This is a genomic window from Embleya scabrispora DSM 41855, assembly GCF_000372745.1.
GTDB classification, from domain to species: domain Bacteria; phylum Actinomycetota; class Actinomycetes; order Streptomycetales; family Streptomycetaceae; genus Embleya; species Embleya scabrispora.
In genome coordinates this window covers 178,983-204,982 of record NZ_KB889730.1, presented here as the reverse complement: position 1 = coordinate 204,982, position 26,000 = coordinate 178,983, and the positions used below count along the sequence as shown (strand labels likewise).

The following is a 26,000-nucleotide window of genomic DNA, read 5'->3' as shown; positions in this document are numbered from 1 at the left end:
GACGAAAGCGGCCTCGGTCGCGGCGGTTCACCCGCCGCGACCGAGGCCGCTTCGACGTGTTCAGCCCTGCGCGCGGACCAGGACCGAGGTCGGCACGAAGACGTCCGGTGCCCGGTCGAGCACGCCGCCCGAAGGATCGTCCTCGCCGTCCGCCCGCACCGGGTCCCGGTCCGGGCGCAGGATGTCGCGCACCACCACCAGGCAGATGTACGCGGTGCCGAGCAGGTGCAGCAGGATCACCACGTGGTAGGCGTTCTGCGACAGGCCCTTGCCGGAGAACGAGGCGATGTACATCCACACGCCGATGAAGTACGTGACCTCGCACGCCTGCCAGATCAGGAAGTCCCGCCAGCGCGGCCGGGCGAGCACCGCCAGCGGGATCAGCCACAGCACGTACTGCGGCGAGTAGACCTTGTTGGTCAGGATGAAGGCCGCCACGATCAGGAACACCAGTTGGGCGAACCGCGGCCGGCGCGGCGCGAACATGGTCAGCGCGGCGATCGCCAGGCAGCACAGCACCAGGCTGAGCGTGACGTAGGTGTTCAGGTGCTCCAGGGGTCGACCGTCGCGCTGCTGGATGATCAACCAGATCGACCCGTAGTCGGCGGGGCGGTCCTGGCTGAACGTGTAGAAGAGTTTCCAGCCCTCGCGGATGTGCCATCCGCCGTCCGGGTCCAGCATCACCGGCAGGTTCACCACCAGCCAGGACACCGTCGCCGCCGCCGCCGTCTTGGCGAACGCCACCATCCGGCCCGAGCGCAGACACAGCAGGAACAGCGGGGCCAGCAACAGCACCGGATACAGCTTGGCCGCGGTCGCCAGGCCGATCAGCACGCCGGCGACCACCACGTTGCGCCGCGCCCACGACCACATCGCCACCGCCGTCAGCGCGACCGCGACCAGGTCCCAGTTGATCAGCCCGTTCAGCGCCAGCGCGGGTGCGCAGGCCACCATCGCGGCGTCCCACGGCCGTCGCCCGGACGTGCCCTTGACCGCGATCACGGTCACCACGGCACAGGCCATCATGATCAACGCGTTGATCATCACGAACCACAGCTGCTCGTCCCGCAGATCACCCCCGGTGATGTCCCCGGCGGCCCGCGCCAGGGTCCCGGCGAAGGCCATCACCCCGCCGGTGATGACCGGGTACTCCAGGAACGGCATGTCCTTGTCGCCGGTCCCCTGGAAGTACGGGATCTTCCCGTCCGCGAGACCACGATTGACGTACAGGTGCGGCATGTCGCTGTAGCACGCGTGCGAGTACTGCGTGGTGCCGGTGAACCAACCGCCGTCGTAGCAGGGCTTCTTCTGCATGATGCCGAGCGCGAAACAGACCACCGCGAGCAGCACGAGCACCCGGACCGGGGTCCACCACCGATTCGGCACGAACCGGATCCGGCGGCCGGCCGGTCCGCCGACGAGTTCGCTGCCCGCCCGGACCACGGGGTCGTCCCGAGTGGGCAGGACGGGTTCGGTCGATGTCGGCGTCATGGCGCCCATCCTCTCGCGCTCCCCGAGGAGGCTGCCCTCGCCGGCCGGATATGACAACGCGTGCCCCACCGCCGAGGCGATGGGGCACGCGTAAGGCTAATGCGGGTGCCGCTCCGCCACTGGTCAGCCGCCCCGGCCGCCGATGATGAAGCCGTTCGCTCCGCCACCGCCTCGGGGGCCGCCCTGTGAGCCTCCGGGCGGATCCGTGCTCGGCGGCTTGGTGCTGCTCGGCGGCTTGGTGCTGTGTCCGCCGCCGGGGTCACCCGTGCTGCCATGTGAACCGCCACCGGGTGTGGTGGACGACGGCGGCGCCGGCGTGGTCGGCGGCGCACTGGACGTCGGCGGCGGCGACGACGGCGCACGCGACGTCGACGGCGGGCTCGTCGGCGGGAGGGTGACCTTGTCCCTGTCCTCGAACTTCTCGCCCGGCTGGGTGAAGTCGACTGTGGGCAGGCCCTGCATCGCGCTCTTCATGTACGCGGTCCACACCAATGTGGGGATGTCGCCACCGTGCACCGAGTCCCGACCGCCCAGGCCCTTGAGCGACAGACGGGCGTGCGTGTTCGGGTCCTCCCGGAACAGCGCCACCGACGTGGCCAGGTTGGGCGTGTAGCCCACGAACCACGCGGAGTTGTTGCCGTCCGTGGTACCGGTCTTGCCAGCCACCGGCCGGCCCAGCGCCTTCGCCGCACGTCCGGTGCCGTCGTTGAGCGGCGGGTTGTCCACCACCCGCATCATGACCTGATTGACGGTGTCCGCGACGTTCTTGTCGAACAGCTGCTTCGTCTCGCGCTTGGGCAGTTCGACCTTCGAGCCGTCGTGCGTGACTTCCTTGACGAAGTACGGCTCAGCGTGCAGACCGCGGGCGGCGAAGGTGGCGTACGCCTCGGCCATGTCCAGCGCGCTCGGCGGCGCGACACCGAGCGCCATCGTCGGGGTCGGCTGGAACGAGGTCAGGTCCGGCGGCAGACCGGCGTCGATCGCGGCCTTCTTGACCTTCTCCGGACCGACATCGGCGGCGAGTTGGAGGAAGACCGTGTTGACCGACTTCTCCATGGCTCTGGTGATCGGGATCGGACCGTAGTCGACGTCACCCTCGTTCGGCGCCAGATAGTCCTGATTGGTCTTGTCGTCCCGTTTGAACGTCTGCCCGTTCTGCAGCTTGATCGGGATCTTGCTGTCACCGTTGTAGATGCTGGCCGGGCCGATGGGTTTCGCGTCTGCTCCACCGTCGCGCAGGGCCGCCGCGAGTACGAACAGCTTGAACGTCGAACCGGCCTGGATGTCCCGTCTGACCGCGTCGTTGTACTCCTGCTGGACGAAGTCCGGACCGCCGTACAAGGCGACCACCGCCCCGTCTCCGGGGACCACCGAGGCCAGGCCGGTACGGATGTATTTATCCGCCTCGTTCTTGTCCGGCTTGAGCTCGGAGGTCAACTGGTCCTTGACCGCCGCGACCGCCGCGTCCTGCTTGGGCTTGTCGAACGTCGTGACTATCTTGAAGCCGCCGCGGGCGAGTTCGGCTTCCGGAATCACCTTGTTGGCCTTGAGGTACTGGTCGGTCACCTTCATCAGGTATCCGGCCTGACCGGCCTTGTTCGCGGCCGGCTTGGGCTTGATCGGCATCGGGAACTGGAGCGTGTCCCGTTCCGCCTTCGGCAGCCAGCCCTCCTTGACCATGCCGTCCAGCGCGTAGGCCCAGCGCCCCTTGACCTTGTCGATCTGGCCGGGGAACTCGATCACGTCGTAGATGCCCGGCGCGTTGAGCAGGGTCGCCAGGTAGGCGCCCTCGGCCACGTTCAGGTCACCGACGTTCTTGCCGTAGTAGGCCTGCGAGGCGGCCTGGATGCCGTACGCGTTGCGGCCGTAGAAGGCGGTGTTGAGGTAACCGACGAGGATGTCGTCCTTGCGCATCTGCCGGTCGACCTTGAGCGCGATGAAGATCTCGCTGAACTTGCGCTTGAAGGTGCGTTCCTGGGTCAGGTAGGTGTTCTTGACGTACTGCTGGGTGATGGTCGAACCACCCTGCGTGTCGCCACCCTTGACCATGGTGACCCCGGCCCGCAGCAAGCCCTTCGGCGAGACGCCCGAGTCGCTGTAGAACGACCGGTTCTCCGCCGCGATCACGGCCCGCTGTACGTGCTTGGGGATCTGGTCCACCGTCACGTTCTGCCGGTTGACCTGCCCGGTCCGACCGATCTCGGTCTTCCCGTCGGCGTAGTAGTAGATGTTCGACTGGTAGGTCGTGTTCGCGTTCGGGTCCGGCACCTTGACCATCGCGTACGCCAGGGCCGCCAAGCCCATGATCGACGCGAGGAAGAAAAGGATCATCGCCAGGATCTGCTTGAAGGACGGCAACCAGCGGCGCACGCCGGTCTTGCCATACCTCGGGTAGTCGATGAACCGCTTCTTCCGAGGCGGGCTGGCCTCCGCGCGCGATCGGCCGCCGGAGGCGGCGCCGTTGGCGGCTCGCCGACCACCCGAACGGGCGGCCTGTCGAGCCTCCACGCGCGAGAGCGGGCGCTCCTCGTCGCCTCCTCCGGGCCCGGCGGGCAGCGACGAGCCACCGGGTGGCGTCCCGCCCCCGGCATCACCCGCGCCCCCCGAATACGAGTCACCGCGCCCCTCGGGGCGCGGCTGCTGTGATCTACGGCGATGTTCACTCATGCGTTCGCTACTCCTCGGCCGTACGACGCGGAGGTCGGACGCACGGGTCGTGGCTCTCCGCTCCCCAGGACGCACACGCGCGGGGGGCGGTTCCGCAGGAAGCGGGGCTTGAGGTACCACACGGCGGAACAGACTACGCGGAACCGCTTTCGCGACCTCACTGTGACCTGCCTGTGACCCGAGTCACCGGCGGCCGCCTTGCCACCACACGGCAAGGAGACCTATCGTCTCGATGTATCGGTTCGATACATCGGGCCGGTACATCGAGCCGGGGGCACAGGAGCCCCGGCCGGACGAAGGTCGGCTGCGACCGTATCCCACGGTGGCAAAGGCTCCACGTCCGGTCCGGTCCGCAGTGGATGGAGGAAGGCGATGAGCAGGCGCGGTGGCGTCCTCGAATTCGCGATCCTCGGTCTGCTGCACGATTCCCCCATGCACGGTTACGAACTGCGCAAGCGGCTCAACACCGTGCTCGGCTCGTTCCGTGCCATCGCCTACGGCACCCTCTACCCCTGCCTGAAGTCCCTGCTGGAACGGGGCTGGCTCGCGGAAGAGGTTCCGGAGGTGACGGCACTCGCCGGCAGCAAACGATCCCGGATCGTCTACCAGCTGACGGCACAGGGCAAGGAGCACTTCCAAGAACTGCTGTCCGAGTCCGGGCCCTCGGCCTGGGAGGACGAGAACTTCGGCGTGCACTTCGCCTTCTTCGGTCGAACCGACCACGAGGTGCGCATGCGTATCCTCGAGGGTCGGCGCAGCCGGCTCGAGGAACGCCTCGACCGGGTGCGCGGGTCGCTGACCCGGACACGGGAGAAGCTCGACGGTTACACCCTCGAGTTGCAGCGACACGGCTTGGAGTCGGTCGAGCGCGAAGTGCGCTGGCTGAACGAGCTCATCACCGCCGAGCGACATGCCGGAGCCACTCCGGACGCCGCCGGCCCCGAGACACCGGTCGACGCGTCGCAGGACGCCGACCGGCTTCGGACCCCCACCCAGGACGTGGCCTCGGACCCGTCCGCATCCAACAACTGAGGTCGCCGGTTCATGGCGGCTTCGTCGAGATCACAGGGAGCAACCGGAATGGGTTCGGTTCGCGTAGCCATCGTCGGCGTGGGCAACTGCGCCGCTTCGCTGGTGCAGGGCGTCGAGTACTACAAGGACGCCGACCCGAACAGCCGCGTCCCCGGCCTGATGCACGTGCAGTTCGGCGAGTATCACGTGCGTGACGTCGAGTTCGTGGCTGCTTTCGATGTGGACGCCAAGAAGGTCGGCTTCGACCTGACGGACGCCATCGGTGCCAGCGAGAACAACACGATCAAGATCTGCGACGTGCCGCCGTCGGGCGTCACCGTGCAGCGTGGTCACACCCTGGACGGTCTCGGCAAGTACTACCGCGAGACCATCGAGGAGTCGCCCGAGGCTCCCGTCGACGTGGTCAAGGTCCTCAAGGACCAGGCCGTCGACGTGCTCGTCTGCTACCTCCCGGTGGGCTCCGAGGACGCGGCCAAGTTCTACGCCCAGTGCGCCATCGACGCCAAGGTCGCGTTCGTCAACGCTCTCCCGGTCTTCATCGCCGGGACCAAGGAGTGGGCGGACAAGTTCACCGAGGCGGGCGTGCCGATCGTCGGCGACGACATCAAGTCGCAGGTGGGCGCCACCATCACGCACCGCGTGATGGCGAAGCTCTTCGAGGACCGCGGTGTCCTGCTCGAGCGCACCATGCAGCTCAACGTCGGCGGCAACATGGACTTCAAGAACATGTTGGAGCGCGAGCGCCTGGAGTCGAAGAAGATCTCCAAGACGCAGTCGGTCACCTCGCAGGTCGACCGCGACCTGGGCGCGGACAACGTGCACATCGGCCCGTCGGACTACGTCGCGTGGCTCGACGACCGCAAGTGGGCGTACGTGCGCCTGGAGGGTCGCGCCTTCGGTGACGTCCCGCTGAACCTGGAGTACAAGCTCGAGGTCTGGGACTCGCCGAACTCGGCCGGTGTCATCATCGACGCCGTGCGCGCCGCGAAGATCGCCAAGGACCGCGGCATCGGTGGCCCGATCCTGTCGGCGTCCTCGTACTTCATGAAGTCCCCGCCGGTGCAGTACTTCGACGACGAGGCCCGCAACGCCGTCGAGTCCTTCATCAAGGGCGACATCGAGCGCTGACCCGCTCCACTCGACGCGCGCCCTCGCGGTGCGCACGGGTGATCGAAGGCCCGGCTCCCCTCCAGGAGCCGGGCCTTCGGCGTACCCGCCCGGGACGGGTCCGGTCTCCGATCCTTGGCCGCAGGCCGGCGACGGCGGGCGCGGCGGCCTGGCTACGGTGGGCGCCGTGGCCCTCATCCGTGATCTGCGCTCGCTGTTGAAGCTGCGCGACTTCCGTCGGCTCTTCGCCACCCGGCTGACCTCGCAGCTGTCCGACGGGGCCTTCCAGGTCGCCATCGCGGGCCAGGCGTTCTTCTCGCCGGAGAAGCAGACCTCGGCGGCGGACATCGCGACCGCGTTCGCGGTACTGCTGCTGCCCTACTCGCTGATCGGACCGTTCACCGGGGTGCTGCTCGACCGGTGGCGGCGACGGCAGGTGCTGGTGCTGTGCAACCTGCTGCGGGCGGTGCTGGTCGCGGCGACCGCGGGCCTGGTGCTGCTCGGGGTGCCCGATCCGGTCTTCTACGCGGCGGCGCTCGTGGTGCTCTCGGTGAACCGGTTCGTGCTCGCCGGGCTGTCCGCGTCGCTGCCGCGCGTGGTGCCGGCCGAGCGACTGGTGACCGCGAACTCGGTGTCGCCCACGGCCGGCACCGTCGCGGCGGCGATCGGCGGCGGGGCGGCGGTGCTCGTGCACACGTTCCTGGCCGAGGGCTCCGGGGCCACCGCGCTGGTGATCGTGGTCTCCGGGGTGCTGTACCTGGGCTCGGCGGCGGTCGCGGCGACGATGCCGGCCGATCTGCTCGGGCCGGATCCGGACCGGGTGCTGCCCGGGGTGGGCCGAGCGCTGCGTTCGGTGGCGCGTGGGCTGCGCGAGGGCGCGACGCACGTGTGGCGACGGCGGGCCCCCGCGCACGCGTTGGCGGCGATCACCGCGATGCGGTTCTGCTACGGCGTGCTCACCGTGATGACCGTGCTGCTCTGCCGCAACACGTTCAACGATCCGAGCGACACCGACGGGGGACTGGCCACCTTCGGGATCACGGTCACCGTGTCCGCGCTCGGCTTCTTCGTCGCGGCCGTGGCCACGCCCGCGATCACCACCCGGATCGGCGTCCCGGCCTGGATCGGCACGTGCGCGCTCGCGGGGGCGGTGTGTCAGACCGCGCTCGGCCTGCCGTTCGCCTTCGCACCGCTGGCGGTGGGCGCGTTCCTGCTCGGGCTGACCTCGCAGGGCGCCAAGATCGGCGTGGACACAGTCGTGCAGACCACCGTCGACGACGCGTACCGGGGTCGGGTGTTCTCCGTGTACGACGTGCTGTTCAACGTCGCGTTCGTGGGCGCGGCCGCCGTGGCGGCGCTCGGATTGCCCGACGACGGCCGCTCGCCGGCGGTGCTGATCGGGGTGGCCGCGGTGTACGCGTCGACCGGTGTCCTGTACACACTGGCAGCGCGCCGCCACCCTCCGGTGATCGTTACGACCTCTCCGGCGGACAGCGGCCGGCCCTGATATCCCTTTTGGCATCTGTCGAGGCTTATTTTCCTCGGCTACATGTCCAGGAAATTACCTGCGGGTAGTGCAATGGCAAGGGCGAAGTTCTAATCTGCACATCCAGCGATTTTCGGCACCTCTGGAGATACTCCATGTCCAATAACGCCGGCTCGGGTGAAAACGATCCTCTGCCGTACATACCGGCCTGGACCGGGAACACCCCGCCGCACGGGCATCCGCTTCCGCCGCAGGAAGCGGCGATGTCGCACGTGCCCGTGGTCCGTCGGGCGCAGGTCGACGGACGCGCGGCGCGCCGGGCGGCGGCCGCGCCGAGCAGGCGGCCCCGGCGCGGGCGCGGGGCGCTGGTGGCGGTGGTGGCCGTACTGCTGGCCGGCGGCACCGCCGCCGGGAGTTGGTGGTACGTGCGCAAGGCGGACGGTGGACCGCGGATCCACGAGGGCGACTGTCTGCGCGACAAGGCGACCATCGACCAGGACCCGGTGAAGTGCGAGGACCCGGCGGCGCGGTTCATCGTCGTCGAGCGGGTTCAGGGGACCACGTTCTCGGGAGTCTGCGATTCGGTGCCGGGCGATCCCATCGCGTTGACCTCGGATCCCACCGTGGAGAGCTTCGTTCTGTGTCTCGCCGCACGGAAATGATCCGTCGCACATACGAATAACGCCGCTATGCCCGTTATTCCGCTCACGTTCGACCGGTACAAGGGGAATCCCCGCAGCGCGTGTCCGGCCGGACCCCTAGTGTTCCAGACTGTCTCACCAATCCCCTGCAACGGAGATCGTCCCCATGTCCAATCCCTTCCCGCCCGGGCCGAACGGCCCCCAGCAGCCGAATCAGGGCTGGAACCAGCAGCCCCAGCAGGGTTGGGGTCAGCAGCCGGGCCAACCGCAGCCGCCGCAGGGCGGCTTCCCGCCGCCCGCCGGCTTCCCGCAGGGTGGTCAGCCGGGCTTCTACGGCGGCCCGCCGCCGCCCCCGCCGCGCAGCAGCAAGATCAAGAAGATCGTCATCCCGCTCGTGGTCCTCGTGGTGCTGGCGATCGCCGTCGTCGTGGTCAAGGGTGTGTTCAACAAGGACGCCGTCGACAAGGCGAAGGTCGGTGACTGCATCACGGGCACCAAGGACAAGAGCCCGAAGGTGGTCTCCTGCTCGAAGTCCGACGCGGCGTTCAAGGTGGTCGCGAAGTTCACGGACACCTCCGACACCGACAAGTGCGAGGCCGACGAGATCGTCCGCAAGGGGTCGGTGCTCGGCCTCTACCGCAAGGGTTCGGACAAGGGCCTGCTGTGCGTCACGGTCACCGACCACACAACTCCGGAGTCCTTCTCGGGTGTGCCCGGTGCCGCCCTGACGTTCACCCCCGCTGTGATCGCGAAGCTGCAGCAGATCATGGCCGACGGTCAGGTCAGCGACAAGGAACTCGAAGAGCTGGGCAAGGGCTGAAGTAGCCCCCGCCCACGCCCTGTGGTGGCCCGCTCACGTGTCCCCGTGGGCGGCCCACCACTCCCGTAGCGCCGCGACCGCCGCCTCGTGGTCCATCGGGCCGTGTTCGAGCCGCATCTCCAGCATGTGCCGGTAGGCCCTGCCCACCAGCGGTCCCGGCGGCACCTCCAGCAGCTTCATGATCTCGTTGCCGTCCAGGTCCGGCCGGATCGAGTCCAGCTCCTCCTGCTCGGCGAGCTGGGTGATCCGCTCTTCCAGCGAGTCGTAGGCGCTCGCGAGCGTGGCGGCCTTGCGCTTGTTGCGCGTCGTGCAGTCCGACCGGGTCAGCTTGTGCAGTCGATCCAGCAGCGGCCCCGCGTCGCGCACGTACCGGCGCACCGCCGAGTCGGTCCACTCGCCCGTGCCGTAGCCGTGGAAGCGCAGGTGCAGCTCGACCAGGCGCGTGATGTCGTCCGTGACGTCCTTCGGGTACTTCAGCGCCTTCAGCCGCTTGCGCGTCATGTGCGCGCCGACCATTTCGTGGTGGTGGAACGAGACCCGCCCGTCCGGCTCGAAGCGCCGCGTGCGCGGTTTCCCGATGTCGTGCAGCAGCGCGGCCAGCCGCAGGATCAGGTCCGGCTCGCCCGGCGTCTCCAGCGCCATCGCCTGCTCGAGCACGGTGAGCGTGTGCTCGTAGACGTCCTTGTGCCGGTGGTGCTCGTCCACCTCCAGACGCAGCGTCGGCAGCTCGGGCAGCACCCGCGCGGCCAGCCCGGTGGAGACCAGCAGCTCCAGGCCCTTGCGCGGGTGCTCGGAGCAGATCAGCTTGTTGAGCTCGTCCCGGACCCGCTCGGCGGAGACGATGTCGATCCGCTCGGCCATGTCCGTCATCGCCGCGACCACCTCGGGCGCGACCTCGAAGTCGAGCTGCGCGGCGAAGCGCGCGGCCCGCATCATCCGCAGCGGATCGTCGCCGAAGGAGTCCTCGGGGGTGCCCGGCGTGCGCAGCACCCGCGCGGCCAGGTCCTCCAGCCCGCCGTGCGGGTCGACGAAGGTGATGCCGGGCAACGCGACCGCCATCGCGTTGACCGTGAAGTCGCGACGGACCAGGTCGTCGTCGATCGAGTCGCCGTAGGAGACCTCGGGCTTGCGCGAGGTGCGGTCGTACGCCTCGGAGCGGTAGGTGGTGATCTCGATCTGGTAGTCCGGCGAGTTCGCGAGCTTCTTGCGACATCCCACCGTGCCGAAGGCGATCCCCACGTCCCAGACCGCGTCCGCCCACGGGCGGACGATCGCCAGCACCTGTTCGGGGCGCGCGTCGGTGGTGAAGTCGAGGTCGTTGCCGAGCCGACCGAGCAGGGCGTCCCGCACCGAACCGCCGACCAGCGCGAGCGTGTGCCCGGCCGCCTCGAAGCGGCGGGCGAGGTCGTCGGCGACGGGGGCGACGCGCAACAGTTCGGTGACGGCGCGGCGCTGGACGGCGCTCAGTTCGCCGCCGGCCGGCGAGTCGTCCGGGCGGGGTGTGTTCTTGACGTTCGGCACGGGAGACAAGGTTACGGGTCGAGGCCGCGGGTCTCGCGCGCATTACGCCGGGGCCGCATCCGCGAACGGGCCGTGCGACGGGGTGATCATGGCGTGATGGCGTGGCGCATGTCGCACTAAGCTTGGCGGATGCCTTCCGAGACCACGCCGCCGCGCCGTCGGCTGCAGGTGGTCGAGGAAACCTCGGCAGGTGGTCTGGTGGTCGATCGACTCACCCTGCGCGCGGCGTTGATCGCGCGTCGGGATCGCCGCGGCCGGTTGTTGTGGTCGCTGCCCAAGGGACACATCGAGAACGGCGAGAGCGTGGTCGACGCGGCGCTGCGCGAGGTCGAGGAGGAGACCGGCATCGTGGGTCGGGTGCTGGCCCCGCTCGGGGTGATCGACTATTGGTTCACCGCGCCGGATCGGCGGGTGCACAAGACCGTCCACCACTACCTCATGGAGGCGGCGGGCGGGGATCTGTCGGACGACGACATCGAGGTCGAAGCGGTGGCTTGGGTTCCGCTCGGCGCGCTCACGGCGCGCCTCGCCTACCCCGACGAGCGGCGGTTGGTCACGCTCGCCCCGGAACTGTTGGCGGACAGCGCGTGAGCAATCGCCGATTCCGGCCCGGACCCGGAGTGATCGTGCTTCGCGGTCGAATGCTCGCCGTGCTGATACTGGCCCTGGTGCTCGCCGCCGGCGTGCTCGGGATGCTCCCGCCGACCGCCGCGCGCGCCGCCGACGGCGACGGGATCCAGGTCCTGATCACCAAGATGACCCCGGTGGCCAAGGCCGGCGGCAGCATCACCGTCGAGGGCCGGGTGCTGAACACCGGCACCAGGGCGATCGACTCGATGGAGGTCGCGGTGCGCGTGCGCACCTCCGAGCCGCTCTTCCGCAGCGGGATCAGCTCTCCCGAGGACGCCCAGTCCAACGGCACCCTGCTGCGCGATCCCAAGCCGGTCGTGCTGCACAACCTGGCTCCGGGCACGGACCAGCCGTGGACGTTCACCTTCCCCGCCGACCCGCTGGGCCTGGGCGCGGCCGGGGCCTACCCGCTGGGAATCGAGGCCAGGATCGGCGGCAAGACGGCCGGCGCGGCCCGCACGTTCCTGCCGTGGATTCCCAAGAACGGCCTCAAGAACGTGCAGAAGCTGCGAGTCGCCATGGTCTGGCCGCTCGTCGATCGGCCGCACCGGGACGGCACCACGCTCGGCGACGAGGCCCAGACGCCGGTGTTTCGCGACGACGACCTCGCCGCGCAGTTCGCCCCGGGCGGGCGGTTGTACGACCTGGTGAACATCGGCACCGGGATGAAGGTGGATTGGGCGATCGATCCCGAGCTGCTGGACTCCGCCGCCGAGATGGCCGGCGGCTATCGGGTCGCGCCGCCCGGCAGCCTGGACCCCGCCCCCGACAAATCGAAGAAGTCCCGGAACGGCAAGGCCCTCAGCGACGAGGACACGGCCAAGGCGACGCCGAACGAGACCACGAACACGCACGCCGGCGGGGGCGGCCAGGTCGCCACCGGATGGCTGGACCGGCTCAAGACCGGCATCGGCACCCAGCCGGTGATCGCCCTGCCGTACGCCGACACCGATCTGGCCGCGGTGGCGCATGCCCTGGGAGCCGGCACGGCGGACCTGCGCCCGCAGCTGAGCGAGGCCCTCGCCGAATCCGCCACCGTCATGCAGCGCACCCTGGGCCGCCCGGTGCGCACCGACGTGGCATGGCCCGCCGGCGGCGCGCTGGACCCCTCGATCGTCCAGCTCGCGAACGGCGCCGGCGCAAGCACCGTGATCACCTCCGGCGCGTCGCTGCCGCCGACCAAGGAACTCAAGGTCACCCCGCTGGCCACGGCCGCCCTGCCGGGAGCCGACAAGGGCACCGCGCTGGTCACCGACCCGGACATCGACAGGATCCTGGCCGCGGACACCAAGGCGCCGGGGCAGAGCGTGCAGGCCACCCAGCAGTTGTTGGCCGAGCTGCTGACCATCGTGCTCCAGGAGCCCTCGGTCAAGCCCGCTCGCAGCCTGTTGATCGCCCCGCCGCGCACCATGGACGCCTCGCTGGCCGGCGTGCTCAGGGACGTGCTCAACGCCTCGGCCGACTGGACCAGCAGCGCGACCCTGGCCGACCTCGCCGCCGAGCCCGCCCCGCTGCCCGCGCGCAAGCTCGCCGGCTACCCCAAGGCGGTCTCCGCGAGCGAGCCGTCCGCGCAGTACCTCGCCGAGACCGACGACCTGGTCCGCTCGATGCAGACCTTCGCCTCGATCCTGACCCGGCCCGAGCGGGTGACCGGCCCGTTCAACCCCGCGCTGCTGCGCCTGCTGTCCACCGAGTGGCGCGGCGACCCACAGGGAATGGACCGCTATCGGCTCGGCGTCACCCGCGGCCTGCGAGAACTGCAATCGCTGGTCTACATCATCCGCAGAACCGGTGTGACGCTGTCCGGCGACGAGGGCAACATCCCGGTCACCGTGGTGAACAATCTCCAGCAGCCGGTCAACGTGCGGATCGCGGTGGACTCGCATCAGCCCAATCGGCTCAAGCTCGGCGAACCGATCACCGTGACGGTGCCCGACGGGCGTCGGCGGGAGGTGCCGATCTCGGCGAAGTCGGCCGCGAACGGCAAGGTCATGGTCGACGTCCGGTTGCTCACCCCGGACGGGCGATCGGTCAGGCCGCCCGAGTCGTTCTTCGTCAACACCACCACGATCGACGCGCTGACCCGCTGGATCATCGGTGGCCTGGCCTTCCTGCTCGCGGTGTTCTCGCTCCGAGCCTTCCTGCGCAAACGTCGGGAAGCGGCCCTTGCCGGGGACGCGAACGACGAGGATGGTGAACACGGCGACGACACGCCGTCGGATGCCGGCTCCCCGGAGGAGGCCGGCCCGGATGCGATCCGGGCGGCATCCGGGTGGCCGCCGGCCCACTCCGCGGCCCCCTACGCCGGCGGGAACGGACCGCCGGATCCGGCCGACCCGCGCGGACACACACCGTGGGGATCCACGACCGACCGCCCCGAATGAGAAAGTGGGCAGCGGACACTCAACCTGACCGAGAAGACGAGGGCCCGCCCGCATGAGCGACCGGAGCGACGAACGTCAGCCGTACACCGGCGGCTCCGCCGAGCCGGACGACGGCGCGCACGACGATCCCTACCGGGGTCGGCCGCCCGCCGACCCATACCTGCAGCAGTACGTCGATCCGTACGGACAGCCGGTCGATCCCTACGCCGCGCAGCCGCCGGACCCGTACGCGCAGCCGGGCGAACCGGGGTACGCCGACCCGAACGCACCGCAACCGGGGTATGGCGAGCCGGCGGCGTACCCACAACACGGCTACCCCGGCCAGGGCGGCTACGGCTCCGGACCCGAACCGGTCTACGGGGATCCGTACGGCTCCGGATCGAACGCGGTCGGCTACGACCCGTACGCGCAGCAGCAGCCTCCGCAGCAGCAGCAACCCGACCAGGGTGGCGGCGCGTGGTTCCGGGACGAGTTGAGCGACCCGCCGGCGAACGACCCGTACGTGGGCGTGGACGAGATCTTCACGCCGGAGGCGCCCGCCCCGTACGACGCGGGCCTGCACTACGACCCGTCCGCGCAGTACGACCCGCCCGCCCAGGCACAGCAGTACGGCGGCGGATACGGCCCGGGTGATCCGTACCAGCAGCAGCACCAGGCTCCGCCGGCACAGAACTACCAGCAACCGCAACCGCAACAGCACCAGCAGCCACACCAGCAGCAGGTGCATCAGCAGGCGTACGTCCCGCAGCAGCCGGTCCCGCAGCAGGGGCAGGGCGGCTGGGGCGACTACGACCGGCCCGGCGGCTGGCTGATGGACCAGACGCTGACCGGCATCAACCTCGGCCTCGCCGGCGACATCGCGGGCATGCCCTCCTACACCGAGGCGTACCAGCGCTACGAGACCCAGCACCGGGCCGAGGCCGCGGCCGCGTCGATGTCCGCGAGCGCGGTCCTGGACGCCCCGCCGGTCCCGCTGAACCCGTCCACGTCGCCCGTCTACCGGATGCCCGGCTCGGGCGCCGAGGAGCGGATGGCCGGCATCCCGGTCGGCGGCGAGGGCAAGAAGGGCAGCAAGCTCGGCGGGATAATGCGCTCCTCCGCCGTGATGGCGGCGGGCACGATCGTGTCCCGGATGACCGGCTTCGTGCGCAACCTGGTCGCCGCGGCGGCCCTGGGCACGGCGATCCTGGCGAACACGTACAACGTCGCCAACACGATGCCGACGCTGCTGTACATCCTGGTCGGCGGCGGCGCGCTGAACGCGGTCTTCGTCCCGCAACTGGTGCGCGCGATGCGCCAGGACGACGACGGCGGCGAGGCGTACGCGAACCGCCTGCTCACCCTGGTCATGACGGTGCTGGCGGGGCTGGTGCTGATCGCCTGGTTCGGTGCGCCGCTGCTGATCCGGGCGTTCGCGAACTCGCTGGCCAAACACCACCAGGACTACGAGCTGGCGATCACCTTCGCCCGCTACTGCCTGCCGATCATCTTCTTCATGGGCCTGCACGTGCTGTTCGGGCAGATCCTCAACGCGCGCGAGCGCTACGGCCCGATGATGTGGACTCCGGTCCTGAACAACATCGTCATCATCGCCACGTTCGGCCTGTACATCTGGGTTGCCGGTACCCAGAAGAACACCGGGCAGAACTCGGACACCATCACCCCGGACGAGATCCGGTTGCTCGGCCTGGGCACGCTGCTGGGGATGGTCGTGCAGTCGATGGCGATGATCCCGTACCTGAAGTCGGCCCGGTTCCGCTTCCGACCACGCTTCGACTGGCGCGGCTCGGGGATGGGCAAGGCGCTCGGGCTGGCCAAGTGGACGTTCCTGTTCGTGCTGGCGAACCAGGCGGGCTACCTGGTGGTGACCCAGCTCGCCACCGCGATCGACGTCGACGCGCGGGACCAGAACATCCAGTTCGGCGTCGGCTTCACCGCGTACAGCAGCGCGCTGCTGATCTGGCAGTTGCCGCAGGCGGTGATCACCGTGTCGGTGATGACCGCGATGTTGCCCCGGATGAGTCGGGCCGCCGCCGACGGCGACCTGGCCAGCGTGCGCGGCGACATCTCCTCCGGGCTGCGCCTGTCGGCGGTGGCGATGATCCCGTGTGCGGCCATCTTCGTGGCGCTGGGTCGAGACATCGGCGGCTTCATCTTCGCCCCGACGGGCGAACAGAGCGCGCACTGGATCGGCTACATGCTGATGGCGCTCGGCCTGGGGCTGATCCCGTACTCGGCGCAATACGTGCTGCTGCGCGGGTTCTACGTGTACGAGGACACCCGGACACCGTTCCTGAACACGGTGTGGATCGCGGGCGCCCAGGCGGCCTTCGCGGGTCTCGCCTACGTCGCGCTGCCCACCAAGTGGGCCGGCGTGGGCATCGCGGGCGGCTACAGCCTCGCCTACCTGGTGGGCGTGGCGCTGGCCGCACAGCGGCTCAAGAAGCGGCTCGGCGACCTGGACGGCCGACGGGTGACCCGGACCTACACCCGGCTGTCGATCGCCGCCGGGATAGGCGGCGTCGCGGCGTTCTTCGTGGCCCGGGTGTGCACGGGCCACTTCGGCTCGGCCATGGGCGGCTCGGCGATCGCGGTGGGCGCGGGGATCGTGACGATGTTCGTCGTGTTCTTCATCGCGGCCAACCGGATGCGGGTCGAGGAGATGACCGCGATGACCGGGATGATCAAGGGCCGACTCGGCCGCTGACCACCGGCTCGACCGCGAACGCGCATCCGCCCGCCGAATCCCGCACCCGGGATTCGGCGGGCGGATCGCTGTGGGATGTACCACCATGGGCGAGTGAGGGTGTGCCGCTCGCCGGAACCGGGGTAAAGCTCCCGGTACGCCGGTCTCGGTTTCCTTACGGATCTTGCAACGAGGCAACCCGAAGTGGGGTCAGAGAGTCTCATGGTGTGTAGAGGTCGTCCCTGACCAACGGACCGAGATACCTCACCTCTACGATGAGTACGCCGACGAGGAGGATGAGGCCGAGGTGACGGACCGAACCGCAGGATCCGTCGACCTAGCGACGGACGAGGCAAACCCCGTACCGACAAAGGTTTCTGATTCGTCGTCGGACAATCCGGTCGGTTCGGACGGCAAGGTCTCCGGGAGTGGTGCCTCGGGAAGTACCACCACGGTTCTGCCCGTCGGTACGGAACCCGAACCCGACGCGGGTGAAGAAGTCGGATCCGAAACCTCCGCCGCAGCCGATGAAGCCGGCGGGTCCGTGACCGGCGACGCGGCGAACAACGGCTCCGCGAACGGCGATTCGGCGGCCGAGATCGCGGATGCCGCGCCCACCCGGGTCCCCGCCACCGAAGTCGTGCCCGCAGAGCCCGCGTCGGCCGAGGACGCATCCACCGAGTCCGCGTCCGCGGAGGACGAACCGGTAACGCACAAGCGGGCGAAGCGGACCAAGCCCGCCGAGGCCACCGCCCGGCCCGGCACGGCGAGCGAGCCCGAGCCGGCCGCACCCGAGGCCGCCGCGGTCGAACCGGTCGAGCCGACGCCCGCCGCGGAACCCGCGCCGCCGCGGGTCAACCGCGGCACCCGATTGGCCGACCGCTACCGGCTCGAACACCGCCTGTCGCAGAACGGCCGCAGCGAGACCTGGCGCGCCGTCGACGAGAAGCTTCGGCGCGCCGTGGGCGTGCACATCGTCCCCGCCGGCGGGGAGCACGGCAGGGCCGTGATCGCCGCGGCCCGCGCCGCCGCGCTGATGGGCGACCCGCGCTTCGTCCAGGTCCTCGACTGTGCCGAACAGGACGGCCTGATCTACGTGGTGAAGGAGTGGCTACCCGACGCGGACAACCTCACCAAGGTCTTCGAGAGCGCGCCGCTGCCGCCACACGAGGTGTACGAACTCTCCCGCGCGGTCGCCCAGGCGATGTCCGTCGCGCATCGGGCCGGCCTGTCGCACCTGCGCCTGACGCCGGAGAACGTGCTGCGCATGCACACCGGCCAGTACAAGATCGTCGGTCTCGCGGTCGAGGCGGCCCTGTACGGCCACGACTCCACCGACGCGGCTCGCGACGACACGCACGCGGTCGGCAGGCTGATGTACGCGGCGCTGACCCGGCGTTGGGTCGAGGGCACCGAATACGGCCTACAGGCAGCACCGTTCACCGGTGGCAAGCTGTGCGCACCCGGCCAGATCCGAGCCGGTGTGGACGACACGCTGGCCGCGCTGGCGATGCGCGCGCTGGGCCACGAGGTCAAGCACGAACCGGCGTTCGGGACACCGGGCGAACTGTCCGCGGCGATCGGCGCGATCCCGGAGATCCATCCGCCCGAGCAGGGCGAGTTCGTCGGTGGCCCGGAGCAGGACGAGTACCCCGTCTACACGCCGACGCCGACCCGGACGGTCTACACGTCGACCGGCTACACCGGCGGCGGCTCGAACGGCTCCGTCCGCCCACCGGTCGTACCGCCGCCGCTGGGCGGCCGGTTCGGCGCCACGGTCAAGGGCACGGTCGCGGTGCTCGTGGTCCTCGCGATCGTGTTGGTGACGTGGCAGGTGGCCAGCCACGTGGGGGATGGAGAGGAGAAGGAAGGCCCGTTGACGCGACAGGGGGACGGCAAGTCGCCGAGCGCGGCGCCGAGTACGGTCGCCCCGACACCGGTCTCCAAGCCGCCGATCGGCGGCAAGGAGATCTCCATCGGCGGCGGTTCGCCGATTCAACCGGAGGCTGTCAAGTCGACCTTCGACCGCAACCCCTCGACGTACTGGCGCACGAACTACATGATCGACGGCCCGGAGATCACGTACAACCGCAAGGGTTACGGAATCGTCTACGACCTCGGTGAAGTGCGTGAGCTGCGCAGTGCCGTGATCACCCTCGGCGCCGGCGGTCCCCACACGGACATCAAGCTGATGGCGGCGCCCGACGCGAAGTCGATGCCGACTTCCGAGGGCGCCTTCAAAGTCAAGGTCGGCGAGAACACCACGAACGGCACCGAGTTGAAGGTCGACGCCGTCGGCAAGCCCGTCCGAGCGCAGTACGTCCTGCTGGTCATGACGGCGATGCCCAAGGTCGACTCGAGCATCGGCGACTACCAGATCTACAACGCCGGCTATCAGAACGCCTGGCGCGAGGTCACCTTCACCACCCTCGACTGACCCCGTCCGAGCAGTCGAGGCGAACCCCTCTCCAACCGCCCCGCGGCGCATGCCAGGATGACCCCGGGCCCAGGGGAGGTAGGCGGTGAGTACCGAGCAGACCGGATCGGCGTACGCGGACGTCACCGACGCCGATCTGCTCACCCGGCACAGCGCCGGTGACCCCGAGGCGTTCGGCGAGGTCGTCCGTCGGCACCGCGACCGGCTGTGGGCGGTGGCCCTGCGCACGCTGGGGGACCGCGAGGAAGCCGCTGACGCCCTCCAGGACGCCCTGGTATCCGCCTACCGTGCCGCGGGTGGGTTCGAGGGCCGCGCGGCCGTCACGACGTGGCTGCACCGGATCGTGGTGAACGCCTGCCTGGACCGGGCCCGACGTCGGGCCGCCCGGCCGGCCGTACCGCTGCCCGAGGATCTCGACCAGCGACTGCCCGCGCCGGTCCACGAGGACCCGGCGATCCGCGGCGAGACCCGGGCGGCGGTGCTCGCCGCGCTGGCCACGCTGCCGGCCGAGCAGCGTGCCGCGCTGGTGCTGGTGGACATGGAGGGCTACCCCGTCGACGAGGCGGCCCGAATCCTCCAGGTCGCCTCGGGCACCATCAAGAGCCGCTGCGCCCGCGGCCGCGCGAAGCTGTTGCCGCTGGTGCGCCACCTGCGCGAGGCGGGACCGCCCGGGCCGTCCCCGGCGCGCGGGAACCCCGGAGCCGGACAATCCGTCCCATCGACGGACGACCGACCGAGAGCCGGCGGTCCGACCCCCGACACGGGCGGCACGAGCATGGAGGGAGGTGGCACACGATGAGCGAGCACATCGACGTCGAGGTGCTGTCCGACCTCGTCGAAGGATTGCTCACGCCGGAGCGGACGACCGCCGTGGAGGCCCACCTCGCCGAGTGCGCCGAGTGTCGCGACACCCGGGACGCGCTCGCCGAGGTCCGTGAGTTGCTCGGCGGACAGCCCGTCGAGCCGATGCCGGCCGACGTGATCGCGCGGATCGACGACGCGCTCGCGCTGGCCGCGCTCCCGCCGCCGCGACCCGCCGAGGCGCCTTCGGTGGGAATCCCCACCGCGGAGCTGTTCGCCCTGCCGAACCCGGTCGCCCCGACCTCCCCGGTCTCCTCGGCCGGCGCCGGCGACACCGCCGACGTCGCCGAACACAACGTCGTCCGACTCGACTCCGCCCCTCGCCGACGCCGGCGCGGTCCGCTGCTGCTCGTGGCCGCCGCCGTCGCCGCGGTGGCCCTCGGCGTCACGGTCGTGGTCGGCACCGGCGACGACCGCGACTCGTCCGGGCGTCCCTCCGCCGCCAACGACAAGTCCGCCGTATCCCAGCCCCAGGGCGCGGCCAGGCCGTCCGGCACGGCGGGCGACCAACCGCGCGCGAACGCCGAGGAGCAGGCACCGGGCGCCACGAAGCCGTCCATCGCCGCGCCCAGGGAGTACACCGCCGCCGGACTGCCCCAGCAGATCGCGCAACTGCTTCGCCGCGCCACCGCGCAGCCGACCCGGGAACTGCCCGGGTGCGTCGCGACCGCGGTCGGCCCGGACGCCGCCCGGGCGCTGGCCGTCGACACCGGCACCTACGCCGGCACCCCGGCGTGGGTGGTGGTCCTGAACGGTTCGAACGCCGGCCGGGTCAAGGTCGTCGTCGTGGATTCGTCCTGCGCCACGAAGCTCTCGGCGACGTCTTCGAGCGACCTCGGGGGCGCCGTACTGCTCAGCACCGAGGTCCCCCGAGGGTGATCCCCGGCACGCCGCGCTCGCGGCGTTGGGACCCGGGAATGGTGCGCACCTAGGATCCGTTGTCGAACGAGACACCGCATCTCATCGGGGCGCGGGGCTCGCAGACCCGCACAGCCGACGCCGGGTCACCGGCACGAGGCTCGACAAGGAACCAGGAAAGGCTCAGCGTGAGCGACGTCCGCAACGTGATCATCATCGGATCGGGTCCGACCGGGTACACGGCCGCCGTCTACGCAGCACGCGCGGACCTGAAGCCGCTGGTCTTCGAAGGCGCCGTCACTGCGGGCGGCGCGCTGATGAACACCACCGAGGTCGAGAACTTCCCCGGCTGGCCGGACGGCATCATGGGTCCGGATCTGATGGACAACATGCGCAAGCAGGCCGAGCGCTTCGGCGCCGAGCTGATTCCGGACGATGTCGTGGCCGTCGACCTCACGGGCGACGTCAAGACCGTCACCGACGGCGCGGGCACCGTGCACAAGGCACACACGGTGATCCTGGCGACCGGGTCCGCGTACCGCAAGCTCAATCTCCCGAACGAGGACGCGCTCTCCGGCCGGGGTGTCTCCTGGTGTGCCACCTGCGACGGCTTCTTCTTCCGGGACCAGGACATCGCGGTGGTCGGCGGTGGCGACTCGGCGATCGAGGAGGCCACGTTCCTGTCCCGCTTCGCCCGCTCGGTGACCGTCATCCACCGTCGGGACGAGCTGCGCGCGAGCAAGGCGATGCAGCATCGCGCGTTCGCCGACGAGAAGATCTCGTTCGCGTGGAACAGCGAGGTCGCCGAGATCGTGGGCGACGGCAAGCTCACCGGCGTCAAGCTGCGCGACACCGTCACCGGCGACCTGCGCGACCTGGCGGTGACCGGCCTGTTCATCGCGGTCGGCCACGACCCGCGCACCGAGCTGCTGGGGGACCAGATCGAGCTGGACGCCGAGGGCTACATCAAGGTCGCCGCCCCGACCACGCACACCAACCTCACCGGCGTCTTCGCGGCGGGCGATGTCGTGGACCACACCTACCGGCAGGCGATCACTGCGGCCGGCACCGGTTGCGCCGCCGCGCTCGACGCCGAGCGCTACCTCGCCTCGCTCGCCGACGGCACGGGCGCCTGACCCACACTCGTCCCTACTTCCTTCCACCCGAGCACACCGAGGAGCAACCATGGCCGGGGCCACCGTCACCGTCACCGACAAGACCTTCGACACCGACGTCCTGATGAGCGACAAGGCAGTGCTCGTCGACTTCTGGGCCGAGTGGTGCGGCCCGTGCCGCCAGATCGCCCCGGCGCTCGAGCAGATCGCGGACGAGAACGGTGACAAGCTCACCGTCGCGAAGCTCAACATCGACCAGAACCCGGAGATCACCACCCGCTACGGCGTGATGTCGATCCCGACCCTGCACGTCTTCAAGGGCGGCGAGATCGTCAAGACGATCGTCGGTGCGAAGCCCAAGTCGCTGCTCCTCAAGGAGCTCGCCGAGTACGTCTGAGTCGACGCGATCGACACGGCGTGCCACGGGCACCCGAAGGGCGCTTCCCGGAACCGGGAAGCGCCCTTCGCGCGTGTCAGGGCGTACCGACGACCGGCGGGCGGCCCAGGGCGGCGGATCACCCGCTCGGGCCGGAATCCGGTCCCCGAGAGCCCCGCTCCGGTACGGGAACGGGCGAATGCGCGCGTACGATCGAGTGTTGCGTCAAAACTCGGGAGGACTTCTTTCCATGACCATGCAGCGGCGGTACCGACGCGGTGACACCGGCCCCGCAGTGGCCGAGATCAGGTCCAAACTGGTGCTGCTCGGCCTCCTGCCCGCCGGTGCCCATACCGTCGCCGGCAGCGGCGACGGGGACGGCCACGGCGGCTACGCGGACGCGGTGTTCGACGACTCCGTGGACCTCGCCGTCCGGCATTTCCAGCAGCAGCGCGCGATGACCGTGGACGGCATCGTCGGCCCGGAGACCTACCGTCACCTCGACGAGGCACGATGGCGCCTCGGCGACCGCATGCTGTCCTACTCGATCGGTCACCCGACGGTCGGGGACGACGTGGCCACCCTCCAGCAGCGGCTGCTCGACATGGGCTTCGACTGCGGCCGGGTGGACGGCATCCTGGGCCCGGCCACCGAGCGCGCACTGCGCGAATTCCAGCGCAACTACGGGCTCGGCACGGACGGCACGTGTGGACCGGCCACGTTCCGAGCCCTCGACCGGCTCGCGCGCACGGTCGTCGGCGGTCAGCCGCACGCGATGCGCGAGTCCGAACTGCTGCACCGCTCCGGTCCTTCACTGGCCGGCAAGACCGTGGTGATCGACCCGGGCCACGGCGGCACGGACCAGGGCGTGGTGGCACACGGGCTGACCGAGGCCGAGGTGGTGTGGGACCTCGCCCGGCGGCTGGAGGGTCGGCTGTCCGCCCTGGGCGTCCAGGCGTACCTCACCCGAGGTCTGGACTCCGACGGCGTCGGCGAGGAGGACCGCGCGGCCTTCGCCAATGCCACCGACGCGGACCTGGTGATATCACTGCACGCGGACCGCAATCAAAGCCCGCGGGCAAGCGGCGTATCCAGCTACTACTACGGCAGCGGCAGCGACCGGTACGGGCGACGCTCGCCGACCGGAGAGCACTTCGCGAGCCTGGTCCAGCGCGAACTGGTGGCGCGCACGGGCCTGGTCGACGGTCGGACCCACGGCAAGGCGTGGACGCTGCTCCGGCGTACGCGCATGCCCGCCGTGCGGATCGAGCTGGGCTACCTCACCAACGCGGAGGACGCGGCCCGACTGGCCGGCTCGGAATTCCGCGACCACGCCGCCGAGTCGATCGTGGTGGCCCTCCAGCGGCTCTACCTGCCGCCGGACGAGGACGTGCCCACGGGCATGCTGCGGCTGCCCGTCTTCACCTGAGTCGATCGGCCCTCGCCCGAGCGAGTGCCGGCTCGTCGAGTAAGACCCGATCCACCGGCCGGCGTGAGCCCCGCGGCAGCGCATGGACCGGAATCGCGGGCCCATCGGGCGTCCACGGCGCGGTGCCCGGCATTCGGGAACGCGGCAACTCGCCGAGCAACCCGCCGACGAATCCGCCGACGACACCCACTCCCAGACCCGCGACGACCCAACGCATCGACCTCATCGGCCCTCCATGGCTGCCACGTTTCACGTGAAACGTGCGCGAGCAGCGCCGCCGCACTCGAACCGGCGGCCCGTTTCACGTGAAACACAAGCAAGGAAGGGGCCTGCGGTCAACGACCGCGGCCCCTTCCTCGTTCCGGTGTCCACTACTGCTCCCGCGTCGACTACGGCACCAGCACCGAGGATTCGTCATCGGCCGCGGTGGGGGCAGCCGGCGTCGGCCCGGGCCCTCCCTGAGCCTGCGGATCACTCAGTCGCTTGGCGAGCTGATCGCCCTCACCCGGCGCCATCGAAGCCAGGATGCGTTTCAGATCATCGATCGACGCGAACTCGACAACGATCTTCCCCTTCTTCGGGCCGAGGACCACCTTCACCTCGGTCTCGAAGCGGTCCTTGAGTCCATTCGCGAGCTGGTTCAGGGCCGGCGTGACGATCCCACCGGGGCGCGGCTTCTGCGCCTTCGCCGGCCGCGCCGAATCCTCACTCCTGATCTGCGAGGCGATTTCCTCGACGGTACGCACCGTCATGCCCTCGCGGATGATGCGATTGGCAAGCTTGGCCAGCTGATCCGGATATTCCTCGATCTTGAGCAACGCGATCGCGTGCCCGGCGAGCAGCGTCCCGGCCGCCAGGCTGGTGCGCACCTCCGCCGGCAACTTCAACAGCCGCAGGGTGTTCGACACATACGGGCGTGAGCGCCCGATCCGCTTGGCGAGGCTTTCGTGGCTGCACGCGAATTCCTCCAGCAACTGCTCGTAGGCCATGGCCTCTTCGAGCGGGTTGAGTTCGGAACGGTGCAGGTTCTCCAGGAGCGCGTCGAGCAACAGCTTGTCGTCCTGCGTGACCCGGACGATCGCCGGAACGTGGGTCAGCCCCGCCTCCCGGGAGGCCCGCCACCGACGCTCGCCCATCACCAGTTCGTAGGTACCGTCGCCGGTCGCTCGAACCACGACCGGCTGGAGCACACCCACTTCCCGGATCGACTGGACCAACTCGGCCATCGCGCCCTCGTCGAACACCTCGCGAGGCTGGCGGGGGTTCGGCGTGATCACATCGAGCAGCAGTTCGGCATACAGCGCGGCCGGCTGCACCGGTCCCCGGCGGGGCGAGTCCTGGACCGGAACCGAGGCCGGCGACATGGCCGGCTCGTCGGTCGCTATCGCCGCCATCTTGCGCAGAGTCTCCGCGGCGGAGGACGACGGCTTCGACGGCCGAGTGGGGATCATGGATTCGAGCCCCTTGCCCAAACCCCTGCGTGGTCCGCTCATACTTCCTCCTTCTCCTTCGCCACACCGCGCAGCGCCATCTCCCGAGCCGCTTCAAGATACGACAACGCCCCTGTGGAACCCGGGTCGTAGGTCAGCACGGTCTGTCCGTAGCTGGGCGCCTCGGAGATCCGCACCGAGCGCGGGATCGCGGTGGGCAGCACCTCGTCCGGGAAGTGGTCGCGCACCTCCTGGGCCACCTGCGAGGCCAGCCGGGTGCGGGCGTCGTACATGGTGAGCAGGATGGTCGACACGGCCAGGTCGGGATTGAGGTGCGCACGGACCAGTTCGACGTTCCGCAACAGCTGACCGAGCCCCTCCAGCGCGTAGTACTCGCACTGGATCGGGATGACCACCTCGGCGCCCGCCACGAGCGCGTTGACGGTCAACAGACCGAGCGAGGGCGGGCAGTCGATCATGACGTAGTCCAACGGCTGTTCATACGACGCGATGGCGCGCTGAAGCCGGCTCTCCCGAGCGACCAGCGAGACGAGTTCGATCTCGGCGCCGGCCAGGTCGATCGTGGCCGGAGCACAGAACAGGCCCTCGACGTCGCGCACCGGCTGGACGACCTCGGCCAGGTCGCGGCCCTCGACGAGCACCTCGTAGATCGACGGCGTGCCGGCGTGATGGTCCACCCCGAGCGCCGTGGAGGCATTGCCCTGCGGGTCGAGGTCTATCACCAATACACGAGCGCCGTGCATCGCCAGCGCCGCCGCGAGGTTCACGGTCGACGTGGTCTTGCCGACGCCGCCCTTCTGGTTCGCGACCACCATCACCCGGGTGCGCTCCGGGCGCGGTAGTCCCTCCGAGGCGCGGCCCATCGTCTCGACGGCCTGTCTGGCCGCACGGGCGATGGGCGTGTCTTCGATACCGGGTGCCTCTGTTTCATGTGAAACGTCGACGGCGGCGCCCACTCGGGGCGCCGGCATCGAGGCTGTCGGATACTCGGACGGCAACGGTCCACTC

Annotated in this window: 19 protein-coding genes; 14 read left to right on the top strand and 5 right to left on the bottom strand. The window is 69.9% G+C overall.

The window, feature by feature from the left end; all coding sequences use genetic code 11:
- Positions 1-60: 60 nt before the first annotated feature.
- On the bottom strand, positions 61-1,500 hold the full coding sequence (locus A3IC_RS0147885) for a glycosyltransferase family 87 protein (RefSeq protein WP_020557168.1): 1,440 nt from the start codon (positions 1,498-1,500) through the stop codon (positions 61-63).
- Between the two features lie 114 nt (positions 1,501-1,614).
- A complete protein-coding gene (locus A3IC_RS60865; protein ID WP_020557167.1) occupies positions 1,615-3,999 on the bottom strand; it encodes a transglycosylase domain-containing protein in 2,385 nt (794 codons plus the stop codon).
- 531 nt (positions 4,000-4,530) lie between these two features.
- Here A3IC_RS60865 and A3IC_RS0147875 point away from each other — a divergent pair.
- The 5 genes from A3IC_RS0147875 to A3IC_RS60860 all read left to right on the top strand — a co-directional run bounded on the left by A3IC_RS0147875 (position 4,531) and on the right by A3IC_RS60860 (position 9,244).
- Positions 4,531-5,190: a PadR family transcriptional regulator gene (locus A3IC_RS0147875; protein WP_020557166.1), complete on the top strand. Its 660-nt coding sequence runs from the start codon at positions 4,531-4,533 to the stop codon at positions 5,188-5,190.
- A 48-nt stretch (positions 5,191-5,238) separates the two neighbouring features.
- Positions 5,239-6,318, top strand: coding sequence for an inositol-3-phosphate synthase (locus A3IC_RS0147870; RefSeq protein ID WP_020557165.1), 1,080 nt, complete (start codon positions 5,239-5,241; stop codon positions 6,316-6,318).
- A gap of 166 nt (positions 6,319-6,484) precedes the next feature.
- Positions 6,485-7,804, top strand: a complete 1,320-nt coding sequence (locus A3IC_RS0147865) for an MFS transporter (RefSeq protein ID WP_040878682.1) — start codon at positions 6,485-6,487, stop codon at positions 7,802-7,804.
- Positions 7,805-7,938: 134 nt separating this feature from the next.
- A complete protein-coding gene (locus A3IC_RS0147860) occupies positions 7,939-8,445 on the top strand; it encodes an LppU/SCO3897 family protein (RefSeq protein ID WP_020557163.1) in 507 nt (168 codons plus the stop codon).
- A gap of 145 nt (positions 8,446-8,590) precedes the next feature.
- Positions 8,591-9,244, top strand: a complete 654-nt coding sequence (locus tag A3IC_RS60860) for an LppU/SCO3897 family protein (RefSeq protein WP_020557162.1) — start codon at positions 8,591-8,593, stop codon at positions 9,242-9,244.
- 33 nt (positions 9,245-9,277) lie between these two features.
- On the opposite strand, the gene A3IC_RS0147850 is transcribed toward A3IC_RS60860, so the two are convergent.
- Positions 9,278-10,765, bottom strand: a complete 1,488-nt coding sequence (locus tag A3IC_RS0147850; protein ID WP_020557161.1) for a CCA tRNA nucleotidyltransferase — start codon at positions 10,763-10,765, stop codon at positions 9,278-9,280.
- Between the two features lie 129 nt (positions 10,766-10,894).
- Here A3IC_RS0147850 and A3IC_RS0147845 point away from each other — a divergent pair, with 129 nt between their 5' ends.
- The 9 genes from A3IC_RS0147845 (at position 10,895) to A3IC_RS0147805 (ending at position 23,541) form a co-directional block, all read left to right on the top strand.
- A complete protein-coding gene (locus A3IC_RS0147845) occupies positions 10,895-11,356 on the top strand; it encodes an NUDIX hydrolase (RefSeq protein WP_020557160.1) in 462 nt (153 codons plus the stop codon).
- 35 nt (positions 11,357-11,391) lie between these two features.
- The gene (locus tag A3IC_RS0147840; RefSeq protein ID WP_158696393.1) at positions 11,392-13,779 is read left to right on the top strand and encodes a DUF6049 family protein; all 2,388 of its coding nucleotides are present in this window, start codon (positions 11,392-11,394) and stop codon (positions 13,777-13,779) included.
- 52 nt (positions 13,780-13,831) lie between these two features.
- On the top strand, positions 13,832-16,486 hold the full coding sequence (murJ, locus tag A3IC_RS63650; protein WP_020557158.1) for a murein biosynthesis integral membrane protein MurJ: 2,655 nt from the start codon (positions 13,832-13,834) through the stop codon (positions 16,484-16,486).
- A 523-nt stretch (positions 16,487-17,009) separates the two neighbouring features.
- The gene (locus tag A3IC_RS0147830; RefSeq protein WP_020557157.1) at positions 17,010-18,902 is read left to right on the top strand and encodes a protein kinase family protein; all 1,893 of its coding nucleotides are present in this window, start codon (positions 17,010-17,012) and stop codon (positions 18,900-18,902) included.
- 85 nt (positions 18,903-18,987) lie between these two features.
- Complete coding sequence (gene sigM, locus A3IC_RS0147825; RefSeq protein WP_020557156.1) at positions 18,988-19,701, top strand: RNA polymerase sigma factor SigM; 714 nt, start codon at positions 18,988-18,990, stop codon at positions 19,699-19,701.
- Positions 19,698-20,642, top strand: a complete 945-nt coding sequence (locus tag A3IC_RS0147820; protein ID WP_020557155.1) for an anti-sigma factor family protein — start codon at positions 19,698-19,700, stop codon at positions 20,640-20,642. Before sigM ends, A3IC_RS0147820 begins: the two co-directional genes overlap by 4 nt.
- A 167-nt stretch (positions 20,643-20,809) precedes the next feature.
- Complete coding sequence (trxB, locus tag A3IC_RS0147815; protein ID WP_020557154.1) at positions 20,810-21,757, top strand: thioredoxin-disulfide reductase; 948 nt, start codon at positions 20,810-20,812, stop codon at positions 21,755-21,757.
- Positions 21,758-21,806: 49 nt separating this feature from the next.
- Positions 21,807-22,133 carry a thioredoxin gene (trxA, locus tag A3IC_RS0147810; protein ID WP_020557153.1) on the top strand — a complete coding sequence of 109 codons (327 nt, stop codon included), beginning with the start codon at positions 21,807-21,809 and terminating at the stop codon, positions 22,131-22,133.
- Positions 22,134-22,362: 229 nt separating this feature from the next.
- Positions 22,363-23,541 (top strand): N-acetylmuramoyl-L-alanine amidase, encoded by a 1,179-nt coding sequence (locus tag A3IC_RS0147805; protein WP_020557152.1) that lies wholly within the window; start codon positions 22,363-22,365, stop codon positions 23,539-23,541.
- Between the two features lie 389 nt (positions 23,542-23,930).
- On the opposite strand, the gene A3IC_RS60850 is transcribed toward A3IC_RS0147805, so the two are convergent.
- Positions 23,931-25,034, bottom strand: a complete 1,104-nt coding sequence (locus tag A3IC_RS60850; protein WP_106669231.1) for a ParB/RepB/Spo0J family partition protein — start codon at positions 25,032-25,034, stop codon at positions 23,931-23,933.
- Positions 25,031-25,963 carry a ParA family protein gene (locus A3IC_RS60845; RefSeq protein WP_079027166.1) on the bottom strand — a complete coding sequence of 311 codons (933 nt, stop codon included), beginning with the start codon at positions 25,961-25,963 and terminating at the stop codon, positions 25,031-25,033. Before A3IC_RS60845 ends, A3IC_RS60850 begins: the two co-directional genes overlap by 4 nt.
- Between the last annotated feature and the right edge of the window lie 37 nt (positions 25,964-26,000).